Source organism: Streptomyces shinuiensis, assembly GCF_043660855.1.
Lineage (GTDB): Bacteria > Actinomycetota > Actinomycetes > Streptomycetales > Streptomycetaceae > Streptomyces.
On sequence record NZ_JBIHML010000001.1, the window covers coordinates 3,722,211 to 3,739,003 of the forward strand.

Annotated in this window: 13 protein-coding genes; 5 read left to right on the plus strand and 8 right to left on the minus strand. The window is 73.7% G+C overall.

The features are described 5' to 3' along the window. Positions 1-131 precede the first annotated feature (131 nt). Entirely contained in the window at positions 132-683 is a 552-nt protein-coding gene (locus ACGRHY_RS17010; RefSeq protein ID WP_394636183.1) for an acyl-CoA thioesterase, read from the plus strand. Between the two features lie 71 nt (positions 684-754). Here the strand turns inward: ACGRHY_RS17010 and ACGRHY_RS17015 are convergent, their stop codons facing one another. After that, positions 755-2,350: an LCP family protein gene (locus tag ACGRHY_RS17015; protein WP_394636184.1), complete on the minus strand. Its 1,596-nt coding sequence runs from the start codon at positions 2,348-2,350 to the stop codon at positions 755-757. A 146-nt stretch (positions 2,351-2,496) separates the two neighbouring features. Here ACGRHY_RS17015 and ACGRHY_RS17020 point away from each other — a divergent pair, with 146 nt between their 5' ends. Continuing rightward, positions 2,497-3,540 carry a glycosyltransferase family 2 protein gene (locus ACGRHY_RS17020; protein ID WP_394636185.1) on the plus strand — a complete coding sequence of 348 codons (1,044 nt, stop codon included), beginning with the start codon at positions 2,497-2,499 and terminating at the stop codon, positions 3,538-3,540. Between the two features lie 108 nt (positions 3,541-3,648). On the opposite strand, the gene ACGRHY_RS17025 is transcribed toward ACGRHY_RS17020, so the two are convergent. The 4 genes from ACGRHY_RS17025 to ACGRHY_RS17040 all read right to left on the minus strand — a co-directional run bounded on the left by ACGRHY_RS17025 (position 3,649) and on the right by ACGRHY_RS17040 (position 9,665). Beyond that, on the minus strand, positions 3,649-5,262 hold the full coding sequence (locus ACGRHY_RS17025) for an LCP family protein (protein WP_394636186.1): 1,614 nt from the start codon (positions 5,260-5,262) through the stop codon (positions 3,649-3,651). A 128-nt stretch (positions 5,263-5,390) separates the two neighbouring features. Then, positions 5,391-7,223 carry an LCP family protein gene (locus ACGRHY_RS17030; RefSeq protein ID WP_394636187.1) on the minus strand — a complete coding sequence of 611 codons (1,833 nt, stop codon included), beginning with the start codon at positions 7,221-7,223 and terminating at the stop codon, positions 5,391-5,393. Between the two features lie 242 nt (positions 7,224-7,465). Beyond that, positions 7,466-8,683, minus strand: a complete 1,218-nt coding sequence (locus ACGRHY_RS17035; RefSeq protein WP_394636188.1) for an LCP family protein — start codon at positions 8,681-8,683, stop codon at positions 7,466-7,468. Positions 8,684-8,873: 190 nt separating this feature from the next. Continuing rightward, a complete protein-coding gene (locus tag ACGRHY_RS17040; RefSeq protein ID WP_394636189.1) occupies positions 8,874-9,665 on the minus strand; it encodes a TIGR03089 family protein in 792 nt (263 codons plus the stop codon). Between the two features lie 137 nt (positions 9,666-9,802). On the opposite strand from ACGRHY_RS17040, the gene ACGRHY_RS17045 reads away from it, so the two are divergent. The 3 genes from ACGRHY_RS17045 (at position 9,803) to ACGRHY_RS17055 (ending at position 13,352) form a co-directional block, all read left to right on the plus strand. Further along, positions 9,803-11,146, plus strand: a complete 1,344-nt coding sequence (locus ACGRHY_RS17045) for a peptidoglycan recognition protein family protein (protein ID WP_394636190.1) — start codon at positions 9,803-9,805, stop codon at positions 11,144-11,146. Between the two features lie 135 nt (positions 11,147-11,281). Then, complete coding sequence (manB, locus tag ACGRHY_RS17050; protein ID WP_394636191.1) at positions 11,282-12,364, plus strand: mannose-1-phosphate guanylyltransferase; 1,083 nt, start codon at positions 11,282-11,284, stop codon at positions 12,362-12,364. A 16-nt stretch (positions 12,365-12,380) separates the two neighbouring features. After that, positions 12,381-13,352 carry a DNA-3-methyladenine glycosylase family protein gene (locus ACGRHY_RS17055; RefSeq protein WP_394636192.1) on the plus strand — a complete coding sequence of 324 codons (972 nt, stop codon included), beginning with the start codon at positions 12,381-12,383 and terminating at the stop codon, positions 13,350-13,352. A 27-nt stretch (positions 13,353-13,379) separates the two neighbouring features. Here the strand turns inward: ACGRHY_RS17055 and ACGRHY_RS17060 are convergent, their stop codons facing one another. From ACGRHY_RS17060 to ACGRHY_RS17070, 3 genes are read right to left on the minus strand one after another with little or no spacing between them, the layout of a single operon-like run. Then, complete coding sequence (locus ACGRHY_RS17060) at positions 13,380-14,738, minus strand: coenzyme F420-0:L-glutamate ligase (RefSeq protein ID WP_394636193.1); 1,359 nt, start codon at positions 14,736-14,738, stop codon at positions 13,380-13,382. Next, the gene (gene cofD, locus ACGRHY_RS17065) at positions 14,735-15,697 is read right to left on the minus strand and encodes a 2-phospho-L-lactate transferase (protein WP_394636194.1); all 963 of its coding nucleotides are present in this window, start codon (positions 15,695-15,697) and stop codon (positions 14,735-14,737) included. The genes ACGRHY_RS17060 and cofD overlap by 4 nt, the downstream gene beginning before the upstream one ends. Before the next feature lie 44 nt (positions 15,698-15,741). Next, entirely contained in the window at positions 15,742-16,263 is a 522-nt protein-coding gene (locus ACGRHY_RS17070; RefSeq protein WP_394636195.1) for a cysteine dioxygenase, read from the minus strand. Positions 16,264-16,793: the final 530 nt, after the last annotated feature.

Below are 16,793 nucleotides of genomic sequence, written 5' to 3' on the forward strand. Positions count from 1 at the left end.
GCGCCATAGACAGGGGGGCGGAACAGGAGCACGGCTGTTGCAGAGCTGATGCATTGCCGGGGCGTGCGGGGCGCGCGGGATCACACCGGGCCGCCCGGTTCCGCCCGGGACGGGCGGCTTAGGGTGGAAGCATGACCACTCAGGCCCAGGCCACCCCGCACGAACTGCCGGGCAAGCCCACCGCGGCGTCCCGCACCACCCTGTCCCACATCATGACGGGGAACGACACCAACCTCCTCGGCACCGTCCACGGCGGTGTGATCATGAAGCTGGTCGACGACGCGGCGGGTGCGGTCGCCGGGCGGCACTCCGCAGGGCCGGCGGTCACGGCGTCGATGGACGAGATGGTCTTCCTGGAGCCGGTGCGGGTGGGCGATCTGGTGCATGTGAAGGCCCAGGTGAACTGGACCGGCCGGTCCTCCATGGAGGTCGGCGTGCGGGTGCTGGCCGAGAGGTGGAACGAGTCCACGCCCGCCACCCAGGTCGCCTCCGCCTACCTGGTGTTCACCGCGGTCGACGAGAACGGCCGGCCGCGGTCCGTACCGCCGGTGGTCCCCGAGTCCGAGCGCGACAAGCGGCGTTGGCAGGAGGCTCAGATCCGGCGTACGCACCGGCTCGCCCGGCGCCGCGCCATCAAGGAGCTGCGCGACCGGCGGGCGGCCGAGGGCATGACGGAGGACTGACGGTTCGCCGCCCCGGGGCCGGGCGCTCCGGAGTTCGCCGCCGGGCACGTACCGGGGTCACGGGCGCGGGGTCACGGGCAGACGACCTCGTCGCCCGTGACCGCCTTTCCGCCCGTGCCCCCGCCCTCCGGGCGCGCGGACTCCTCCGCCTCCGGCGCCGGACTCGCGGAGGGTCCGGGAGCGTGGCGTACCCGCAGTACCTCGCGGTGGTCGGCGCCCAGCACGACCTCCATCACCCGTCCCCGCCCCTCGACCTCCTCCAGTTCCGCGCCGGGCAGCGCGGTGGCCAGGGCGCGCGCCGAGCGGTCCCACTCGGGGTCGTGGCGGATGACCGTGCGCCGTACGTCCTGCTTCCCGGCGCCGCGCGGGGTGCCGGTGGTGTCGAAGCCGGTGGCGCGCAACTCGCGGTCCACCCGCGCCCCGAGGGCGGCGACCGGCGTGCCGTTCTCGATCTGCACCCGGATCTTGCCCGGGTCCACCCGGACCGGCAGGGCGCCGGACGGACGCGCCGCCGCGCCCGGCTCCTCGTCGAGGTTCTTGCCGTCGTGCCCCGCCTCGTGCCCCGTTCCGTGTCCTGAGCCGCGCTGCTCCGTGCCGTGTCCCGCGCCCGCCGCGGCGCCGGGCGACAGCGGCCGGTCCTGGCGCAGCGCCGCGAACAGCTTGCCGGCATTCTCCTCGTCCCAGGTCACGGTGGAGCCGATGCCGGGCACGCTGTGGTCGGGGTCGTCGAGGGGCACCGAGGCGAACTCCGAGGAGGCCGTGGTGAAGCCGCGCATCGCCCTTCCCAGGACCAGCAGTTCACGGGCGCCGAAGTCCCGGTCGGCGCGCACCGATCCCAGGAGCGCCGAGGCGACCCGGCGCAGCCGGGCGGGGTCGGTCAGCACCCCGCTCCCGGTCGCCTCGTCGATCACGGAGGCCAGGAAACGCTGCTGGCGTCTGATGCGGCCGAGGTCCCCTTCGGTGTCGACGTGCCGGGCACGGACGTACTGCAGGGCCCGGCCGCCGTCGAGCCGGGTGGTGCCGGCCGGCAGGTCCAGGCCGCTGCGGCTGTCGGTCAGCGGCCGGGTGGTGCACACCGGGACGCCGCCCAGGGCGTCGACGGTCCGCATGAAACTGGTGAAGTCGACCTCCAGGTAGTGGTCGACGCGCACCCCCGTCATCTTCTCGACGGTACGGACGGTCAGATGCGGGCCGCCGAGCGAGTAGGCGGCGTTGATCTTCCCGGTGCGGCCGGTGCGGAGCTCGCCGGTGGCGGGGTCGGTGTGCGGGGGGAACTCGGTGTACGAGTCGCGGGGGATGCTCACCACGCTGGCCCGGTCGCGGTCGGCGGACAGGTGCACCAGCATGAGCGTGTCGGTGCAGTTGCAGGGGGTCCCGCCGAGGGAATAGCGCCGCCGCTCCTCCTCGGTGACGGTGTCGCGCCCGTCGGTGCCGACGACCAGGAAGTTGAGGCCGTCGCCGCTCTGGGGCCGGTGGCTGAGCCCGTGGAAGGGGTCCACCCGCTTCAGCCGGCCGTCCAGCCCGGAGACCAGCGCGTGGCCGATGCCGCCGGCCATCAGCACCATCACCGAGACGGCGGTGGCCGCCCGGAAGCCCCAGCGGGACGGACCCCGCCGCTTCGGCCGGGGACGGGCGTGGCGGCCGCGCTGACGGGACCGTGCGGGCATCGGGGAGCACCTCCGTGGCGGTGGGGGCCAGGAAGCGGCCAACATAGGCCCATACGATCTACGGACCGCCGGTCCCACGCCGCCCGCCGCCCGCGGCCACCCGGCTGCCGTGCGAGCGGGTCACCCGGTCGCGGTACCGTGACCCGGTGAGCTCTCCTGTCGAACCCACCTCCCCGGCCGCGGCGCCGCCCGCGGTCTCCGTGATCATGCCGGTGCTCAACGAGGAGCGGTATCTGCGCAGCTCGGTGCGGCACATCCTGGAGCAGGACTACGCCGGCGAGCTGGAGGTCGTGATCGCGCTCGGTCCCTCCGGGGACCGCACCGACTCCATCGCCGCCGAGCTGGTCCGCGAGGACCCGCGGGTGCGCACCGTGCCCAACCCCACCGGCCGCACCCCCGCCGGTCTCAACGCGGCCATCGCAGCCTCCCGCCACCCGGTCGTGGTGCGGGTGGACGGGCACGGGATGCTCTCGCCGGACTACATCGCGACCGCCGTGCGGCTGCTGGAGGAGACCGGTGCGGCCAACGTCGGCGGCATCATGCACGCCGAGGGCGAGAACGACTGGGAGAGGGCCGTGGCCGCCGCCATGACCTCCAGGATCGGGGTGGGGAACGCGGCCTTCCACACCGGCGGCCAGGCGGGCGAGGCCGAGACGGTCTACCTGGGCGTCTTCCGCCGCGAGGTGCTGGAGCGGCAGGGCGGCTACAACGAGGAGTTCATCCGGGCGCAGGACTGGGAGCTGAACTTCCGCATCCGCCAGGAGGGCGGGCTGATCTGGTTCTCGCCGGAGCTGCTGGTCTCCTACCGCCCCCGGCCGAACGTCCGGGCGCTGGCCAAGCAGTACCGCAACTACGGCCGCTGGCGGCACGTGGTGGCCCGCTACCACTCGGGCTCGATCAACCTGCGCTACCTGGCACCGCCGGCGGCCGTACTGGCCATCGGGGCGGGGCTGGTGGCGGGCGCGCTGGTCACACCGTGGGCCCTGATCGTCCCGGGCGGCTACCTGGCGGCCATCACCGCGGGTTCGGTCCCGGCCGGTAAGGGGCTGCCGTTCGGGGCGCGGGTGCGCATCCCGCCGGCGCTGGCCACCATGCACATGTCCTGGGGCTGGGGCTTTCTGACGAGCCCTCGGAAACTGGCGGAGAAGGTGAAGGCCAGCCGCCGGGAGCCGGTGGCGGCCGGCGGCTGACCGGGGCCCGCCGCACGGACCACGGGCCGCGCCCCCGTCCCCCGGGGGCGCGGCCCGTTCCCGTCCTCCCGTTCCCTCCCGCCTCGCCGGGGGCGTCAGGTCAGCGGATCACCAGGTGTGGGCGGGGTTGACGTTCATGCACTTCTCCTCGTCGCCGTTGAGCGCGTTCGCGCTCTCGGGGGCTCCGCGCTCGTCGTCCTCCTCCGGTGCGGGCTGCCCGGGGTAGGAGTTCCCCTCCCGCCAGTCGGCGCCGATCACCACGGTGACCTGTTCGACGCCGGCGGACTGGCGTACGGAACGCTCGGGCAGGCCCAGGGCCTCGGCCACGGCCAGGGCGTCACCGCGCAGGTCCTCGCTCGGGTACGACACGGTGGTGTCGGCCTGGGGGGCCTCCTCCGGGTCGGTCCCGGCCCGGGCGAAGCCGAGCCGCCGCAGCTCCTCGGTGATGACGCCGGCGCGGCCGTTGACGGGGCCGAGGGTGACGGTGCGGGTGCCGTTGCGGACCTGCACCGGGATCTCGCCGGCCGGAGCGGCCGGATCGGAGGTCTTCTTCTCCCTCTTCGGCTTCTCGTCCTTGCCGTCGAGGGCGATGTCGTCCCGGATGAGGGAGAAGACCTTCTCGGCGTCGCCGGGCTTGGGCACCACGTAGCTGCCGCCGTCGGAGTACTCCCACGGCATGGTGACCATGGTGATCCGCTCGGTGGGGACCTGCTTGAGTTCGTTGCCCAGGTCGTAGAGGTCCTTGACGCCCTCGATGCCGTCGTCGACGGTGAGCGCCTCGGTGGCGGCCTCGGCGAGCGACCTGAGCTTGCCCGGGTCGGTGAGCTTGGTGCCCGCCTTGAGCCGGCGCACCATCGAGTTCATGTACATGTGCTGAGCCCGCGCCCGGCCGATGTCCGTGCCGTCCCCGAAACCGTGCCGGGTGCGCAGCCACTGCAGGGCCTGCTCGCCGCGTACGGTGGTCTCGCCCGCCTCCAGGCGCAGACCGGACTTGCTGTCGTGGACGTTGCGGTCCACGCAGACCGGGACGCCGCCCACCGCGTCGGCCATGTCCACCACACCCGCGAAGTCGATCATCATGAAGTGGTCGATGGGGATGCCGGTCAGCTCCATCCAGGTGGCGACCGTGCAGCCCGGCCCGCCGTACTGGAGACTGGAGTTGATCTTGCCGATCGTCTGCGGGTGCGTCGACTCGTCCTCGGGGCCGGTGCACTCGGGGATGGTCACCTTGGTGTCCCGGGGGATGCTGAGCACCGAGATGCTGTCGCGGTCGGCCGACAGGTGCAGCAGCATCTGGACGTCGGCCAGCGGCTTGCGCCCCACGTCGTCCCGGGAACCGCCGAGTTCGAGGTTCCGCTCGGAGTTACGGCTGTCGGAACCCAGCAGCAGGATGTTGAGGGGGGTGCGGCCTTCCGCGTTCTGCCGGTGTTTGAGCTGGTTGTCGCCGAGGGTGAGGGGTTCCTTGGTGAGGTTGTCGTTGAGGTGCTCGTAGTAGAGGTAGGCGGCGCCCGCCGTGCCGAGTATCAGCACGGAGAGGGAGAGCGCCGCCCAGCGCAGCACCCGCATGCCGCGGCCCGGTCGCCGCTTCGGACCGCCGGAGCGGCGGCCCGGACCGCCGGACGCGGGCGTCGCGTCCCCGGGGCCGCCGCCTCCGTCCTCCCGGCTTTCCCCGGGCCTCACGGCCCCCTCCGGTTCCCCGGATGCGTCCGGCTCGTCGTACATGCTGTCGTTCCAGCCGAAGTCCTCCGGCCGAGGGGCGCGTTCGTGTGCGCCTCTCCCCCCTGTGGTGCGCTGCCCCAACGGGCCCTCTCCCTACGACTCGGCCCGTGCGCGGAAGCGGCGCTCGGGAATCACTTGGCGCATATCTTCTCGTCGGCTTCCACGTTCCCGAGGTTCTCCGGGGCCTTCGCCGGGGCGGCGATGGGGACGCCGGCCTCCTTGAAGTCGGCGCCGAGTGTCAGGACCATCGGCTCCATCGGCCCGGCGTCCTCGGCGCCGGGCTTCAGGGCCGAGGCGGGCAGGCCCATGATGTCGGCGAGCCTGCGGGCCTGGTCGGCCTGGCCGGGCCCGTACTCCAGGGTCGTCCTGTCGAGCTGCTCGGGCGCGTTGCCGCCGTTGCTGGACTTCAGCACGCTCTGGGTGTTCTGCAGCCAGGTGAGCGTCGTCTGCGCGGCCCCGGCGATCTTCCCGCCGTTGAGGATCTCCACACGTACGTCGGAGGCCGCGGCCCGCTCGCCCTTGAGCAGCGCCTCCTGCTCCTTCTTGGCCCTGTCCTTGGCGGCCTTCTCCTTCTTCTCCACCTCGGTGAAGGAGATGTCCTCCCGCAGCATCGCGAAGACCTGGGGGGCCTTGGTGGGGTCGGGTATGACCGTGGCCTTGATCTTCTCCGTGGGGTTGTCGACCACCGGAAGCGTCAGGAAGGAGATGTTCTTGGTCTTGATGCCGCTGAGCTCCCCGCCCAGGGCGCTCAGCTTCTTGATGGTGCCGATGCCGGTGTCGACGGTGAGCGCCTTGGTGGCCGCTTCCGCCAGGTCCCACAGCTTGCCCGGGTCGGTGAGGGTGTCGTTCGACTTGAACTGGCGGATCATCGAACTCAGGAACTGCTGCTGGACCTTGATGCGGTCCAGGTCGCCGCTGTTCCCGAAGCTGTTGCGGGTGCGGACGAAGGCCAGGGCCTGCTCGCCCTCGACGACGCTCTCGCCGGCGGGCAGCTTCAGATGGGACTTGGGGTCGTCGACCGGTTTCTCCAGGCAGACCGGGACGCCGCCGACCGCGGTGGTCAGCGTCTTGACGGCGTTGAAGTCCGCCATCATGAAGTGGTGGATGTCCAGCCCCGTCAGTTCGCCGACGGTGCGCATGGTGCAGCCCGGATCCCGGCCCGCCTGGCCGAGGCTGATGTTGAACCGGACGTCCTGCTGGCCCGGGACGACCTCGGTGGTGCCGTCCTCCTGCCTGGTGGGGCAGTCCGGGATGTCGGTGATCAGGTCCCGGGGGATGCTCATCACGGTCGCGTTGGTGCGGTCCGCCGAGACGTGGAAGAGGAACGTGGTGTCGGCGTGGCCGGGGCTGTCGTTGTCGCCGTAGCCCTTGTTGCCCTCGCCGGTTCGCTTGTCGGTGCCGATCAGCAGGATGTTGAGCGGGCCGTCGCTGCCGAAGCCGCCCTCGGCGGCGTCACCGACGTCGACGGTGTCGATGTTGGCGTTGAAGTGCTCGTAGGCGAGGTAGGCGGCGACGGCGGTGCCGGTGACCAGGAAGGCCGTCACACCGCCCGTCCACAGCAGCACCTTCTTCTTCGTGGACTTCTTCGGCCTGGCCTTGCGCCGGGAGGCCGCCCTGCCGCCCGCGGCCTGGCGCGCGGCCGCGCGGCCACCCGCCGCCTGGCGTGCCGCGGCCCGTCCGGCAGGCTTCTCGCCGTCCTCCGCACCGTTCCCCGCGCCTTCCTTCGGCGTACCGTCGCCCTCCGGACGACGCCTGCGCTGCCGGGGCACCTCGCTGTGCGGCGGGGCCGGCCGGCGGCCGGCGCTGGGCGCGGGTCCGCCGGTCGGCGAGGACCGGCGAGGGGAGGGGGACGGTCGCGCAGCGGGGGCCGTCGGTCGCAGTTTGTAGTCGCCCGTCTCCGGGTCGAACACCCACTGGTCTGCGGGATCGATGTCACCCGCCCGCCCACGGCTTTGCGCGTCCACGGTCGCCTGAGTCCTCCGTCGTGCCACGCAGCGCCTTACCTGCCAGGCATCAAGGCGCTCGGTCGGTCTCCAGCGGTGCGCAGCGTTCATGGGCGAGCGCACCGGATTGCTCACACTATCTGCCGCGGCCCGGTGTCAAGCACCCCTGTGGGCAGGTTACTTTCTTCCCCAATCGGACATTCCATTCCAATCCCTTGAGCGGTCCTCTGTGCTGTTTCTCTCGCGTTCCGGTGCGCCCGCGCTCATCCGCACAGGCTCCCGGCCGTACCGTCCGCAGGCTCTCCGGCGGACGGTGAACCGGTGGGCGAACCGCTCGGCTCAGGCGCTCCGGTCCCGGTGTCCGACGCGGGGACTCCCGCCCCGGCGGACGGCGCGGCGGAGGGAGACCCGGAAGGGCGCAGCCCTTCCTCCGGCACCGGCCGGTCCTCGCGCAGCGCCTCGAACAGCAGGTCCGCGTCCGGCTGCACCAGCTCGTCGCGGTTGGGGTCGTAGGTGTACGGCTGCCGTGGCACGGTCATGAACCGCACCCGCTCCTCGGGTATGCCGCGAACGCCGCTGATCAGGTCGTACAGCTCGGAGAGGGAGTCCAGTCCGGGATCGGCCGTGAGCGACGACGTCACCGCGTCCAGCACCCGGTAGAGCTCGGCCGGATCGGTCAGGAGCCCGTCGTCGCGCACCTGGCGCAGCATGGTGGAGAGGAACTCCTGCTGCCGCTCCATCCGCTGGGTGTCGCTGCCGTCGCCGATGCCCTTGCGGGCGCGTACGTAGCCGAGGGCCTGCTCGCCGTCGAGCCGCTGGGGCCCGGCGTCCAGGACGAGATGGGCGTCGGGGTCGTTCACGGGCTCGGCCAGGCACACCTCGACGCCGCCGACCGCGTCCACCAGCTTCTCGAAGCCGGTGAAGTCCACGATCAGGTGGTGGTCCACGCGGATGCCGGTCAGGTTCTCGACGGTGCGGATCGTGCAGGCCGCCCCGCCCATCCCGTAGGCCCAGTTGAACTGCGCGAACAGGGGCCCGGCGGCCGTGCCGTCAGGCGCGGGGCACTCGGGTATGTCCACCATCAAATCCCGCGGTACCGACACCCCGGTGGCGCTGGAGCGGTCGGCGGACAGGTGGAGCAGGATCGTGGTGTCGGAGCGCTGGGTGCCGCTGTCCCGCCCGTACCTGCCGTTGTCGCCGCTGCGGTCGTCGGAACCGATGAGCAGGATGTTCTTCGCCTCGTGCACGACCGCGGCGGGGCGCTCCCGGTCGAAGCGCCGCAGCTGGTCGACGGCCTCCGTGTCGGTGCGGATGTTGCCGTCGAGTCTGCTGTAGAGGGCCCAGGCCGCGCCGCCCGCCGCGAGTACGGCGAGCGACGCGCCCAGCGCGGCCCAGCGCAGCCACCGGCGGCGTGGCCTGGGCGGCGGGTGGGGGAGGCCGGTGTGCTGCGCGTCCTCGGGTTCGGTCACGTATGTGTTCATCCCTCAGCGGTCGGCGGCGATTGCGCGCACAGCCGTGCGGTCGCCGGTCTTCTGTACAGACACCCGGGAGGGGCCGGTGGTTGTGCCGGAGGGGGAGAAAACCTCCGCGCGGCCGGAGACCGGGGGGTGCGTTCGATCGCGGGGCGCATGCCGGGACCGGGGCGGGCGGGCGGGCGCGTCCGACGGTGGGTCAGTCGGCCGTGTGGGTGATGCGCTCGCTCCGCCCGCGCTCCTCCAGCCCCGCCGCGTCCAGACGGTCCGGATGGCGGCAGAGCACGACCGAGCCTCCGGCGGCCAGCGGGGCGAACAGTCCGGCGGAGAGCCCTTCCCAGGTGCCGTACGGCAGTCCCGACAGCAGGCGTGCGCCTGGGCCGAGTCCGCGCGCCCCGGCGTCGGCGCGGGCGCGCTCGACGACCTGCGCCCCGGTCAGCTCCTCCCCGCCGACGACCAGTGCGGGCGCGTCCGGCTCGACGGGGGCGAAGGGGGCGAAGTGGTCGCCCTGGCCCGGCACCTCGACGGCGTAGTCGGTGAAGCCCTCGGGCGGCCGGGGGAAGCGGCCACCCAGGGGGCGCAGGCTGAGCGCGATGCGCTCGCCGGTGCAGGCGCGGGCCGCCTCCAGGGTGTCCGGGCCGCTGACGACGAGGTCGGCGGCCGCGGCGAGGGAGGAGGCCGGGGCCGTGTCCGCTGTGCCGGCCGCGCCGGCGGGCAGTTCGGCGACGACTCCGGTGGAGGAACAGGCCAGCAGCCAGACCGCGGTCTGCCAGTGGGCGGGCAGCAGCAGCGCGAGCCGGTCGCCGGGTTCGGCGGACAGTTCGCCCTGCAGGAGGTTGGCCGTCTTCGCCACCCAATTGGCGAGGGTGGCGACGGAGAGTTCGACGCGCTCGCCGGTGGCGTCGTCGTAGAAGGTCACCAGCGGGCGGGCGGCGTCCGCGGCGAGCGCGGATCGCAGCAGGTCGGCAGGGGTGCGATCGGTGGTGTTCATCGGCGCCAGGGTACGCGGGCCGCCGCCCGGAGGCGCCGGAACGGGGGTGCTTCCGGTGCCCGGTGAGCACGACTCAGGGCGACCGGGTGTCAGCTCCCCGTTAGACAGCCATATCCCCTGTGTCCAATATCAGATTTATGCGTGCATTCATTGCGTCATCGATCGGCGTCGCGTGCGCAGCGGCCGCGGTGCTGCCGCTGACCGCGCCCGGCGGCCTGGCGAACAGCGCCTCCGCGGCCCCCGCACCCGCCACCGAGTCCGTGTCGGCTCCCCGGCTGCCCGGCAGCACCCAGTCGCTGCCGCTCGTGCCCCTCACCCCGCCGCCCACGACCACCCCGCCCGGCTCGTCCGACTCGGTGTCCCTCGGCCTCCCGGCCCGCGAGGTCGAACCCTTCGCGCTGCTCGGCGTGGTCTGGGACGACCCGGAGGAGGAACTGCACGGCCGGATCCAGGTGCGCACCAAGTCCGCGGCCACCGGCGAGTGGTCGTCCTGGCAGGACCTGGAGACCCACGCCGACCGGCCCGACCCCGACTCGGCCGAGTCCCGCGGTGACAAGGTGCGCGGGGCGACGGCACCGCTGTGGGTGGGCGACTGCGACGGCGTACAGGCCCGTGTCCTGCCGGATGAGGGCGCCTCAGGAGCGCACCGGCTGCCCGGGGGGCTGCGCCTGGACCTGGTCCACCCGGGCGACGACCCCGCCGCCGACTCCGGGAAGGAGAACCCCGCGGGCGAGGCGAACTCCGCGCTCGCCCCGGCCGGAGCCCTGGAGATCCCGGCTCTGGACCGGCAGGAGGCCGGCCAGGACCTGCTCGCGGTACGAGCCACCGGCCAGGCAGAGCAGACCGGCCGGACCGGGCAGTCGAGGGCCGGGGCCGGCGCCCCCATCGGCCCCCGGCCCGGCATCGTCACCCGCAGGGGATGGGGGGCCGACGAGCGGCTGCGCGGACCGTTCCTCTACACCAAGACGGTCAAGATGGCCTTCGTCCACCACACGGCGATGAGCAACAACTACTCGTGCGGCCAGTCCGCCGCCATCATCCGGGGCATCTACCGCTACCACGTCCAGAGCAACGGCTGGCGGGACGTCGGCTACAACTTCTTCGTCGACAAGTGCGGAAAGATCTACGAGGGACGCGCCGGCGGCGTGGCCAACCCGGTGATGGGAGCCCACACCTACGGCTTCAACCACGACAGCACCGGCATCGCCGTCCTCGGCTCGTACAACAGCGCCAACCCCTCAGGGGCCGCGGTGAACGCCGTCTCCAAGCTCGTCGCCTGGAAGCTCGGCCTGCACGGCGTCGACCCGCGCGGCACCGCCGCCATGACGTCCGGCGGCGGCAAGTACCCCAAGGGCACCACGGTCGGGCTCCGTACCGTCTCCGGACACCGGGACGGCTACGTCACCGGCTGCCCGGGAGACCGGCTCTACGCCAGGCTGGGCACCATCCGGGCCACCGCGGCCCGGCTGCAGGGCAGGTAGCGCCGCCCAGGGCCGTACGCGCAACCGGCGCGGCCCCGGGCCGGCGGCCTGCCGCGCCGGGGACCGTGCCGGCCGGGCCGCCTACACTGGCCCGGCCACCAGGCACGGTCCCCAGCAGGAAGCAGAGAAGAACCGGTGACAGAAGCGATCCTCCTCGTCGGGGGCAGGGGAACCCGGCTGCGGCCGCTGACGGTCCACACCCCCAAGCCCATGGTCCCGGCGGCGGGAGTCCCCTTCCTCACCCACCAGTTGGCCCGTGCCCGCGCGGCCGGGGTCGAGCACGTCGTACTCGCCACCTCCTACCTCGCCGAGGTCTTCGAGCCGTACTTCGGCGACGGCTCGGACCTGGGGCTCCACCTGGAGTACGTCACCGAGAAGGAGCCGCTGGGCACCGGCGGGGCCATCCGCAACGTCGCCTCCCGGCTCCACTGCGGCCCCGACGACCCGGTGCTGGTCTTCAACGGCGACATCCTCACCGGCCTCGACATCCGCGATTTGGTGGAGACCCACACCTCCTCCGGCGCCGACGTCTCCCTCCATCTGACGAAGGTCGCCGACCCGCGCGCCTTCGGCCTGGTCCCCACCGACGCCGACGGCCGGGTCACCGCCTTCCTGGAGAAGCCGCAGACCCCCGAGGAGATCGTCACCGACCAGATCAACGCGGGCGCGTACGTCTTCGACCGGTCCGTGATCGACGCCATTCCCGCCGGCCGCCCGGTCTCCGTCGAGCGCGAGACCTTCCCCGGACTGCTCGCCGAAGGCGCCCATCTGCAGGGCATGGTCGACTCCACCTACTGGCTCGACCTGGGCACCCCGCAGGCCTTCGTCCGCGGCTCGGCCGACCTGGTGCTCGGCCACGCGCCCTCCCCGGCCGTGCCCGGCCGCAGCGGCGAGCGGCTGGTGCTGGACGGCGCGGAGGTGGCCCCCGGTGCCAGGCTGACCGGTGGTACGGCGGTCAGTGCGGGCGCGGCGATCGGAGAGGGGGCCCGGGTGCACGGCAGCACGGTGCTGGACGGCGCGGTCGTCGGACCGGGCGCCGTCGTGCGCGACTCGCTCATCGGCGCGGGAGCGCGCATAGGGGCGCGTACGGTGTTGGAGGGCGCGGTCATCGGAGACGGTGCGGTCGTCGGCGAGGACAACGAACTGCGCGACGGCATCCGGGTGTGGTGCGGCGCCCGCCTGGAAGCGGGCTCGGTCCGCTTCTCCTCCGACTGCTGAACCGGAGCGCCGAACCGTGACCGACTCCGACCTCGGCTCCGGCTCCGGCCCCTGTCCCGATCCCGCCGTCCGCCGCTGGGCCCCGCCGCAGCCGTTCGGGCCGCACGACCTGCGCCGCAACCTGCGGGTGCTCCAGCGCGGCCCGTACGACCCCGCCCACCGGGCGGCCGGCGGCGCGGTCTGGCGGGCCTCCCGCACCCCCCTGGGCCCGGCCACGCTGCGCGTCGCGCCGGACGCGGGCGCGGGCGAGGTGGTGGCCGAGTCGTGGGGGCCGGGAGCCGAGTGGATCCTCGACCGCCTCCCGGCGCTGCTCGGCGCCGGCGACGACCCGTCGGCCTTCGTTCCCCGCCACCGGCTCGTGGCCGAGGCGCACCGCCGTCACCCCGGGCTGCGGCTGGTGCGCACCGGGCTGGTGCTGGAGTCGCTGATCCCCTCGATCCTGGAGCAGAAGGTCACCACGGACGAGGCGTACCGCGCCTGGCGGCTGCTGCTGCGCCGGTACGGCGAGCCCGCGCCGGGCCCGCCCGGCCGGCTGCCGGAGCACATGTACGTGATGCCCGGGCCGCGCACCTGGGCGCTGATTCCCTCGTGGGAGTGGCACCGGGCCGGGGTGGACGACAAGCGCTCCTCGGCGATCCTGCGCGCGGTGGCGCGCGCCCGGCGCATGGAGGAGGCCGCGCGCATGGACCCGGCCGCGGCGGTGACCCGCCTGACGGCGATCCCCGGCATCGGCCCGTGGACGGCGGCCGAGACCCTCCAGCGCGTCAGCGGCGCGGCGGACGCGGTGACGGTCGGCGACCTGCACCTGCCGGGAACCGTGGTCTACGCGCTCACCGGCGCACGCGACGGTGACGACGCGCGGATGCTGGAACTGCTCGCCCCCTACGCGGGCCAGCGCCACCGCGCCACACGGCTGATCCTGGCCACCGGCCGTATCCCGCCCCGCCGTGCGCCGCGCTTCCCGCGCGGCGACATCGCACGCCTGTGACCGCGCCCGCGCCCGCAACCGCGCCCGTCAGCGGACGACGGTGAAGTCCCCGGCCCGCCGCGGCGGGCGCGCCTTCGGCGGGGCGGCCGCCCGGCCCACGGCCACCGCGCCCATCGGGTCCCAGCCGCCGGGCAGGTCCAGCGCCTCGCGCACCACGTCGCGGCAGAACATGGTGGACGACACCCACGCCGACCCCAGCCCCTCGCCCGCCAGGGCGACCAGCAGGTTCTGCACTCCGGCCCCGGCCGCGACCACGAACATCTCGCGCTCGGCGGCGGAGCGCCGCGCGTCCGGGTAGTCGTGCGCCCCCTCGGTCACCAGGCACGGCACCACCAGGTACGGCGCGTTCCGCAGCACGTCCCCGCGCCGGACCCGCTTCGCGATGCTCTCCTCGCTCTTCCCGTCGGCGCGCAGATCGGCGATCCAGGCCTCCCGCATGGCGTCCAGCAGCCGGGTGCGCGAGGCGGCCGACTCCAGCAGGACGAAGCGCCACGGCGTCGTGTGGTGCGGCGCCGGGGCCGTGACCGCCGCGGCCACCGCCCGCCGTACCGCCGCGCCGTCCACCGGCTCACCGGTGAACTCCCGCACGGTGCGCCGCAGCGTCACCGCCTCCCGTACGGCCTCGGAGGCGCCCAGGCGGAACATGTCGTCGCCTGCCGCGCGGACCAGCGCCCGCGCTCCGGTCTCCTCCTCCTCGCCGCCGTCCCCCTCCCCGGGGGAGCCCCACAGCACGTGCTGCGGCAGGCCCCGCACAACCGCGACCGGCAGCCCGCCGGCCTTGCCCTTCACCAGCTCCCCGGCCCCGGCCAGTTCGTCGCCGACGGCCGTGACCGTCACGCCCAGCGGGTTGCCGTACATGTCGGTGCCGCCGCGCAGGTCCTGAAGGACCCGGACCCCGGCGGCGCCGATCGCGACATCGGTCTGCCCCACGCGCCACGGCCGCCCGAAGGTGTCGGTGACCACGACCCCGACCGTCACGCCCAGCAGCTCCCGCAGGCCCTCGCGGAGCCGGCGCGCGGAGGCGTCCGGGTCCTCGGGCAGCAGGAGCACCGTCCCGGCCGGGGTGTTGGAGGCGTCCACCCCGGCAGCCGCCATCACGAAGCCGTGCCGGCTCTCGACGATCCGCGCCTCACCGCGCCGGGCGACCACCCGTACCGTCTCGGCGTCGATCGCGGCCTCCCGGCCGGCGGCCTCGACCACCCGCCCCTCGGCCTTGCTGACGATCTTCGACGTCACCACCAGCAGGTCGCCGTGGGCCAGACCGGGCAGGCCCGGGGCGGTGGCCGCGTCCGCGATCAGCTTCACCAGGTCGTCGCCGGGCCGCACCTCGGGTATCCCGGGCAGCGCCCACACCCGGTACGCCGGGAGCGCGTCCGTGCCGGTCACATCCGCACCTCCTCGGCGAGACCGAGCGCCTCGCGCGCCATCCGTGCGGTGGCCTCGACGTCCGTCATCAGCAGCGGCACGGCCCGGCAGCGGACGCCCGCCGCCTCGACCCCGGCCACGGCGCCGGAGTCCGCGGTGTCCACCAGCCAGCCGTCCAGCAGTCCGGACCCGTAGTGCTCGGCCACCGCCGCGGCCGTGGTCTCCACACCGATGGCGGCCAGCATCCTGTCGGCCATCCCGCGCACCGGGGCGCCTTCGACGACGGGGGACAGGCCCACCACCGGCACCCCGGCGTCGGCGATCGCCTCGCGGATGCCGGGCACGGCGAGGATGGTGCCGATGCTGACCACGGGGTTGGACGGCGGGAAGAGGACCACGTCCGCCTCCGAGAGGGCCTCCAGCACGCCCGGTGCCGGCTTGGCCTGCTCGGCACCCACGGGGATCACCGCCTGCGCGGGCACCGACGCCCGCAGCCGCACCCAGTACTCCTGGAAGTGCACGGCTTTGCGGCCGCCGTCCTCGGCCTCGATCACCACATGGGTCTCGACCCGGTCGTCGGTCATCGGCAGCAGCCGCACCCCCGGCCGCCAGCGCGCGCACAGCGCCTCGGTGACGGCGCTGAGCGGATAGCCGGCGCCGATCATCTGGGTGCGCACGATGTGGGTGGCGAAGTCGCGGTCGCCCAGGCCGAACCAGTCGGGGCCGACGCCGTACGCCGCCAGCTCCTCCTTCACGGCGAAGGTCTCGTCCGCGCGGCCCCAGCCCTGCTGCTCGTGGATGCCGCCCCCCAGGGTGTACATCACCGTGTCGAGGTCCGGGCAGACCTTGAGGCCGAACAGGTGGATGTCGTCGCCGGTGTTGCCGACGACCGTGATCTCGGCGTCGGGTGCGGCCTCCTTCAGTCCACGCAGGAAGCGGGCACCACCGATGCCCCCGGCCAGAACCACAATGCGCTGCATGCGGACAGTCTCTCAGCACGGGACCGCCCCGGCGGGGCGGGGCGTCAGCCGGGCAGCGGACTGCGGGGCGCGTCCACGTCCCGCTCCGCCGGGGCGTACGAGACGGCGTGCGGAGCGTGCACCGGCATCTCGGTGAGGCCGGGGAAGTACACGTGCAGGCTGACGGCCGGCTCGAGGGCGTCGTTGACGACCTCGTGGACGTGACCGGGCGCGAACACCCGCTGCGCGCCGGCGCCGAGCGCACGCTCCCCGCTCGCGGTCCGCTCGGTCAGCTCACCGTCCAGGACGGTGAGCACCCCGGAGGAGGGGCCGTGGCCGTGCGGTCCGCTGCCCTGGCCCGGTACCCAGCTCAGCAGCCAGACCTCGTAGCCGGGCCCGGTGCGCAGCCGGTGGTACCAGCGGGTGGTGGCGTCGTACCGGACGAGCGGGGCCCATGCGGTGCGGTCGGCGGCGATCGTACGGGCCAGGCCGGCGAAACCGGCGACGGTGGAGGGGTGTTCGGGGACGGGCGGCAGGAGGTGGGGGACGGCGAGCGGGTCGCCGGCGATCTCGACGTCGCTGTTCACGGTGGGGAGTTCCTCCGGGGAGCGGTCGGGGCGGGGGAGGGCGGAGCCCGGGGAAGGCACGAGGGCCGGGAGGGGAGGGGAAGCGGAGGAGAGACGGAGGAGAAGAGGGTGGGAGGCCGCGGCGGAAGGGTGCTTCCGCGCCACCGGTCGGGCCGCCGACGGCCTCGGCCGTCCCGGCGGCCCGGTGCGCCCCGGGAACCTCAGAGCCCGGGGAGCCTCGGAACCTCGACCCAGGACCTCAACGGCGGCAACAGCGACAGCGGGCACAGGCAGCGCGAAGGGCCCCGCGGTGGCGGGCCGGGCTGAACGAGCGCATCGCTGGCATGACACCAAGGAGAACGGGTACCTCGTCTCGCTGTCAAACGGCCGTCAACCGGACGGCCCGTTTGGCAGCCGTGTTTCACCACTTCCGGTTGTCGGGGTCGGCGAAAGGTTTATGCGCGCCGGGAGCGGACAAGTGGCGCAACATCCGCACGCACAAACGTCGTTGTGGATCTGTGATCAGAGTGTGATCGAGGTCGCTTCGGAGC

Bases quoted from the DNA above. Each gene is read 5' to 3' on its own strand.
- ACGRHY_RS17045 (WP_394636190.1), top strand. From the start codon at position 9,803: ATGCGTGCATTCATTGCGTCATCGATCGGCGTCGCGTGCGCAGCGGCC.
- ACGRHY_RS17010 (WP_394636183.1), top strand. From the start codon at position 132: ATGACCACTCAGGCCCAGGCCACCCCGCACGAACTGCCGGGCAAGCCC.
- cofD (WP_394636194.1), bottom strand. From the start codon at position 15,697: ATGCAGCGCATTGTGGTTCTGGCCGGGGGCATCGGTGGTGCCCGCTTC.
- ACGRHY_RS17025 (WP_394636186.1), bottom strand. From the start codon at position 5,262: ATGTACGACGAGCCGGACGCATCCGGGGAACCGGAGGGGGCCGTGAGG.
- ACGRHY_RS17015 (WP_394636184.1), bottom strand. From the start codon at position 2,350: ATGCCCGCACGGTCCCGTCAGCGCGGCCGCCACGCCCGTCCCCGGCCG.
- ACGRHY_RS17040 (WP_394636189.1), bottom strand. From the start codon at position 9,665: ATGAACACCACCGATCGCACCCCTGCCGACCTGCTGCGATCCGCGCTC.
- ACGRHY_RS17035 (WP_394636188.1), bottom strand. From the start codon at position 8,683: ATGAACACATACGTGACCGAACCCGAGGACGCGCAGCACACCGGCCTC.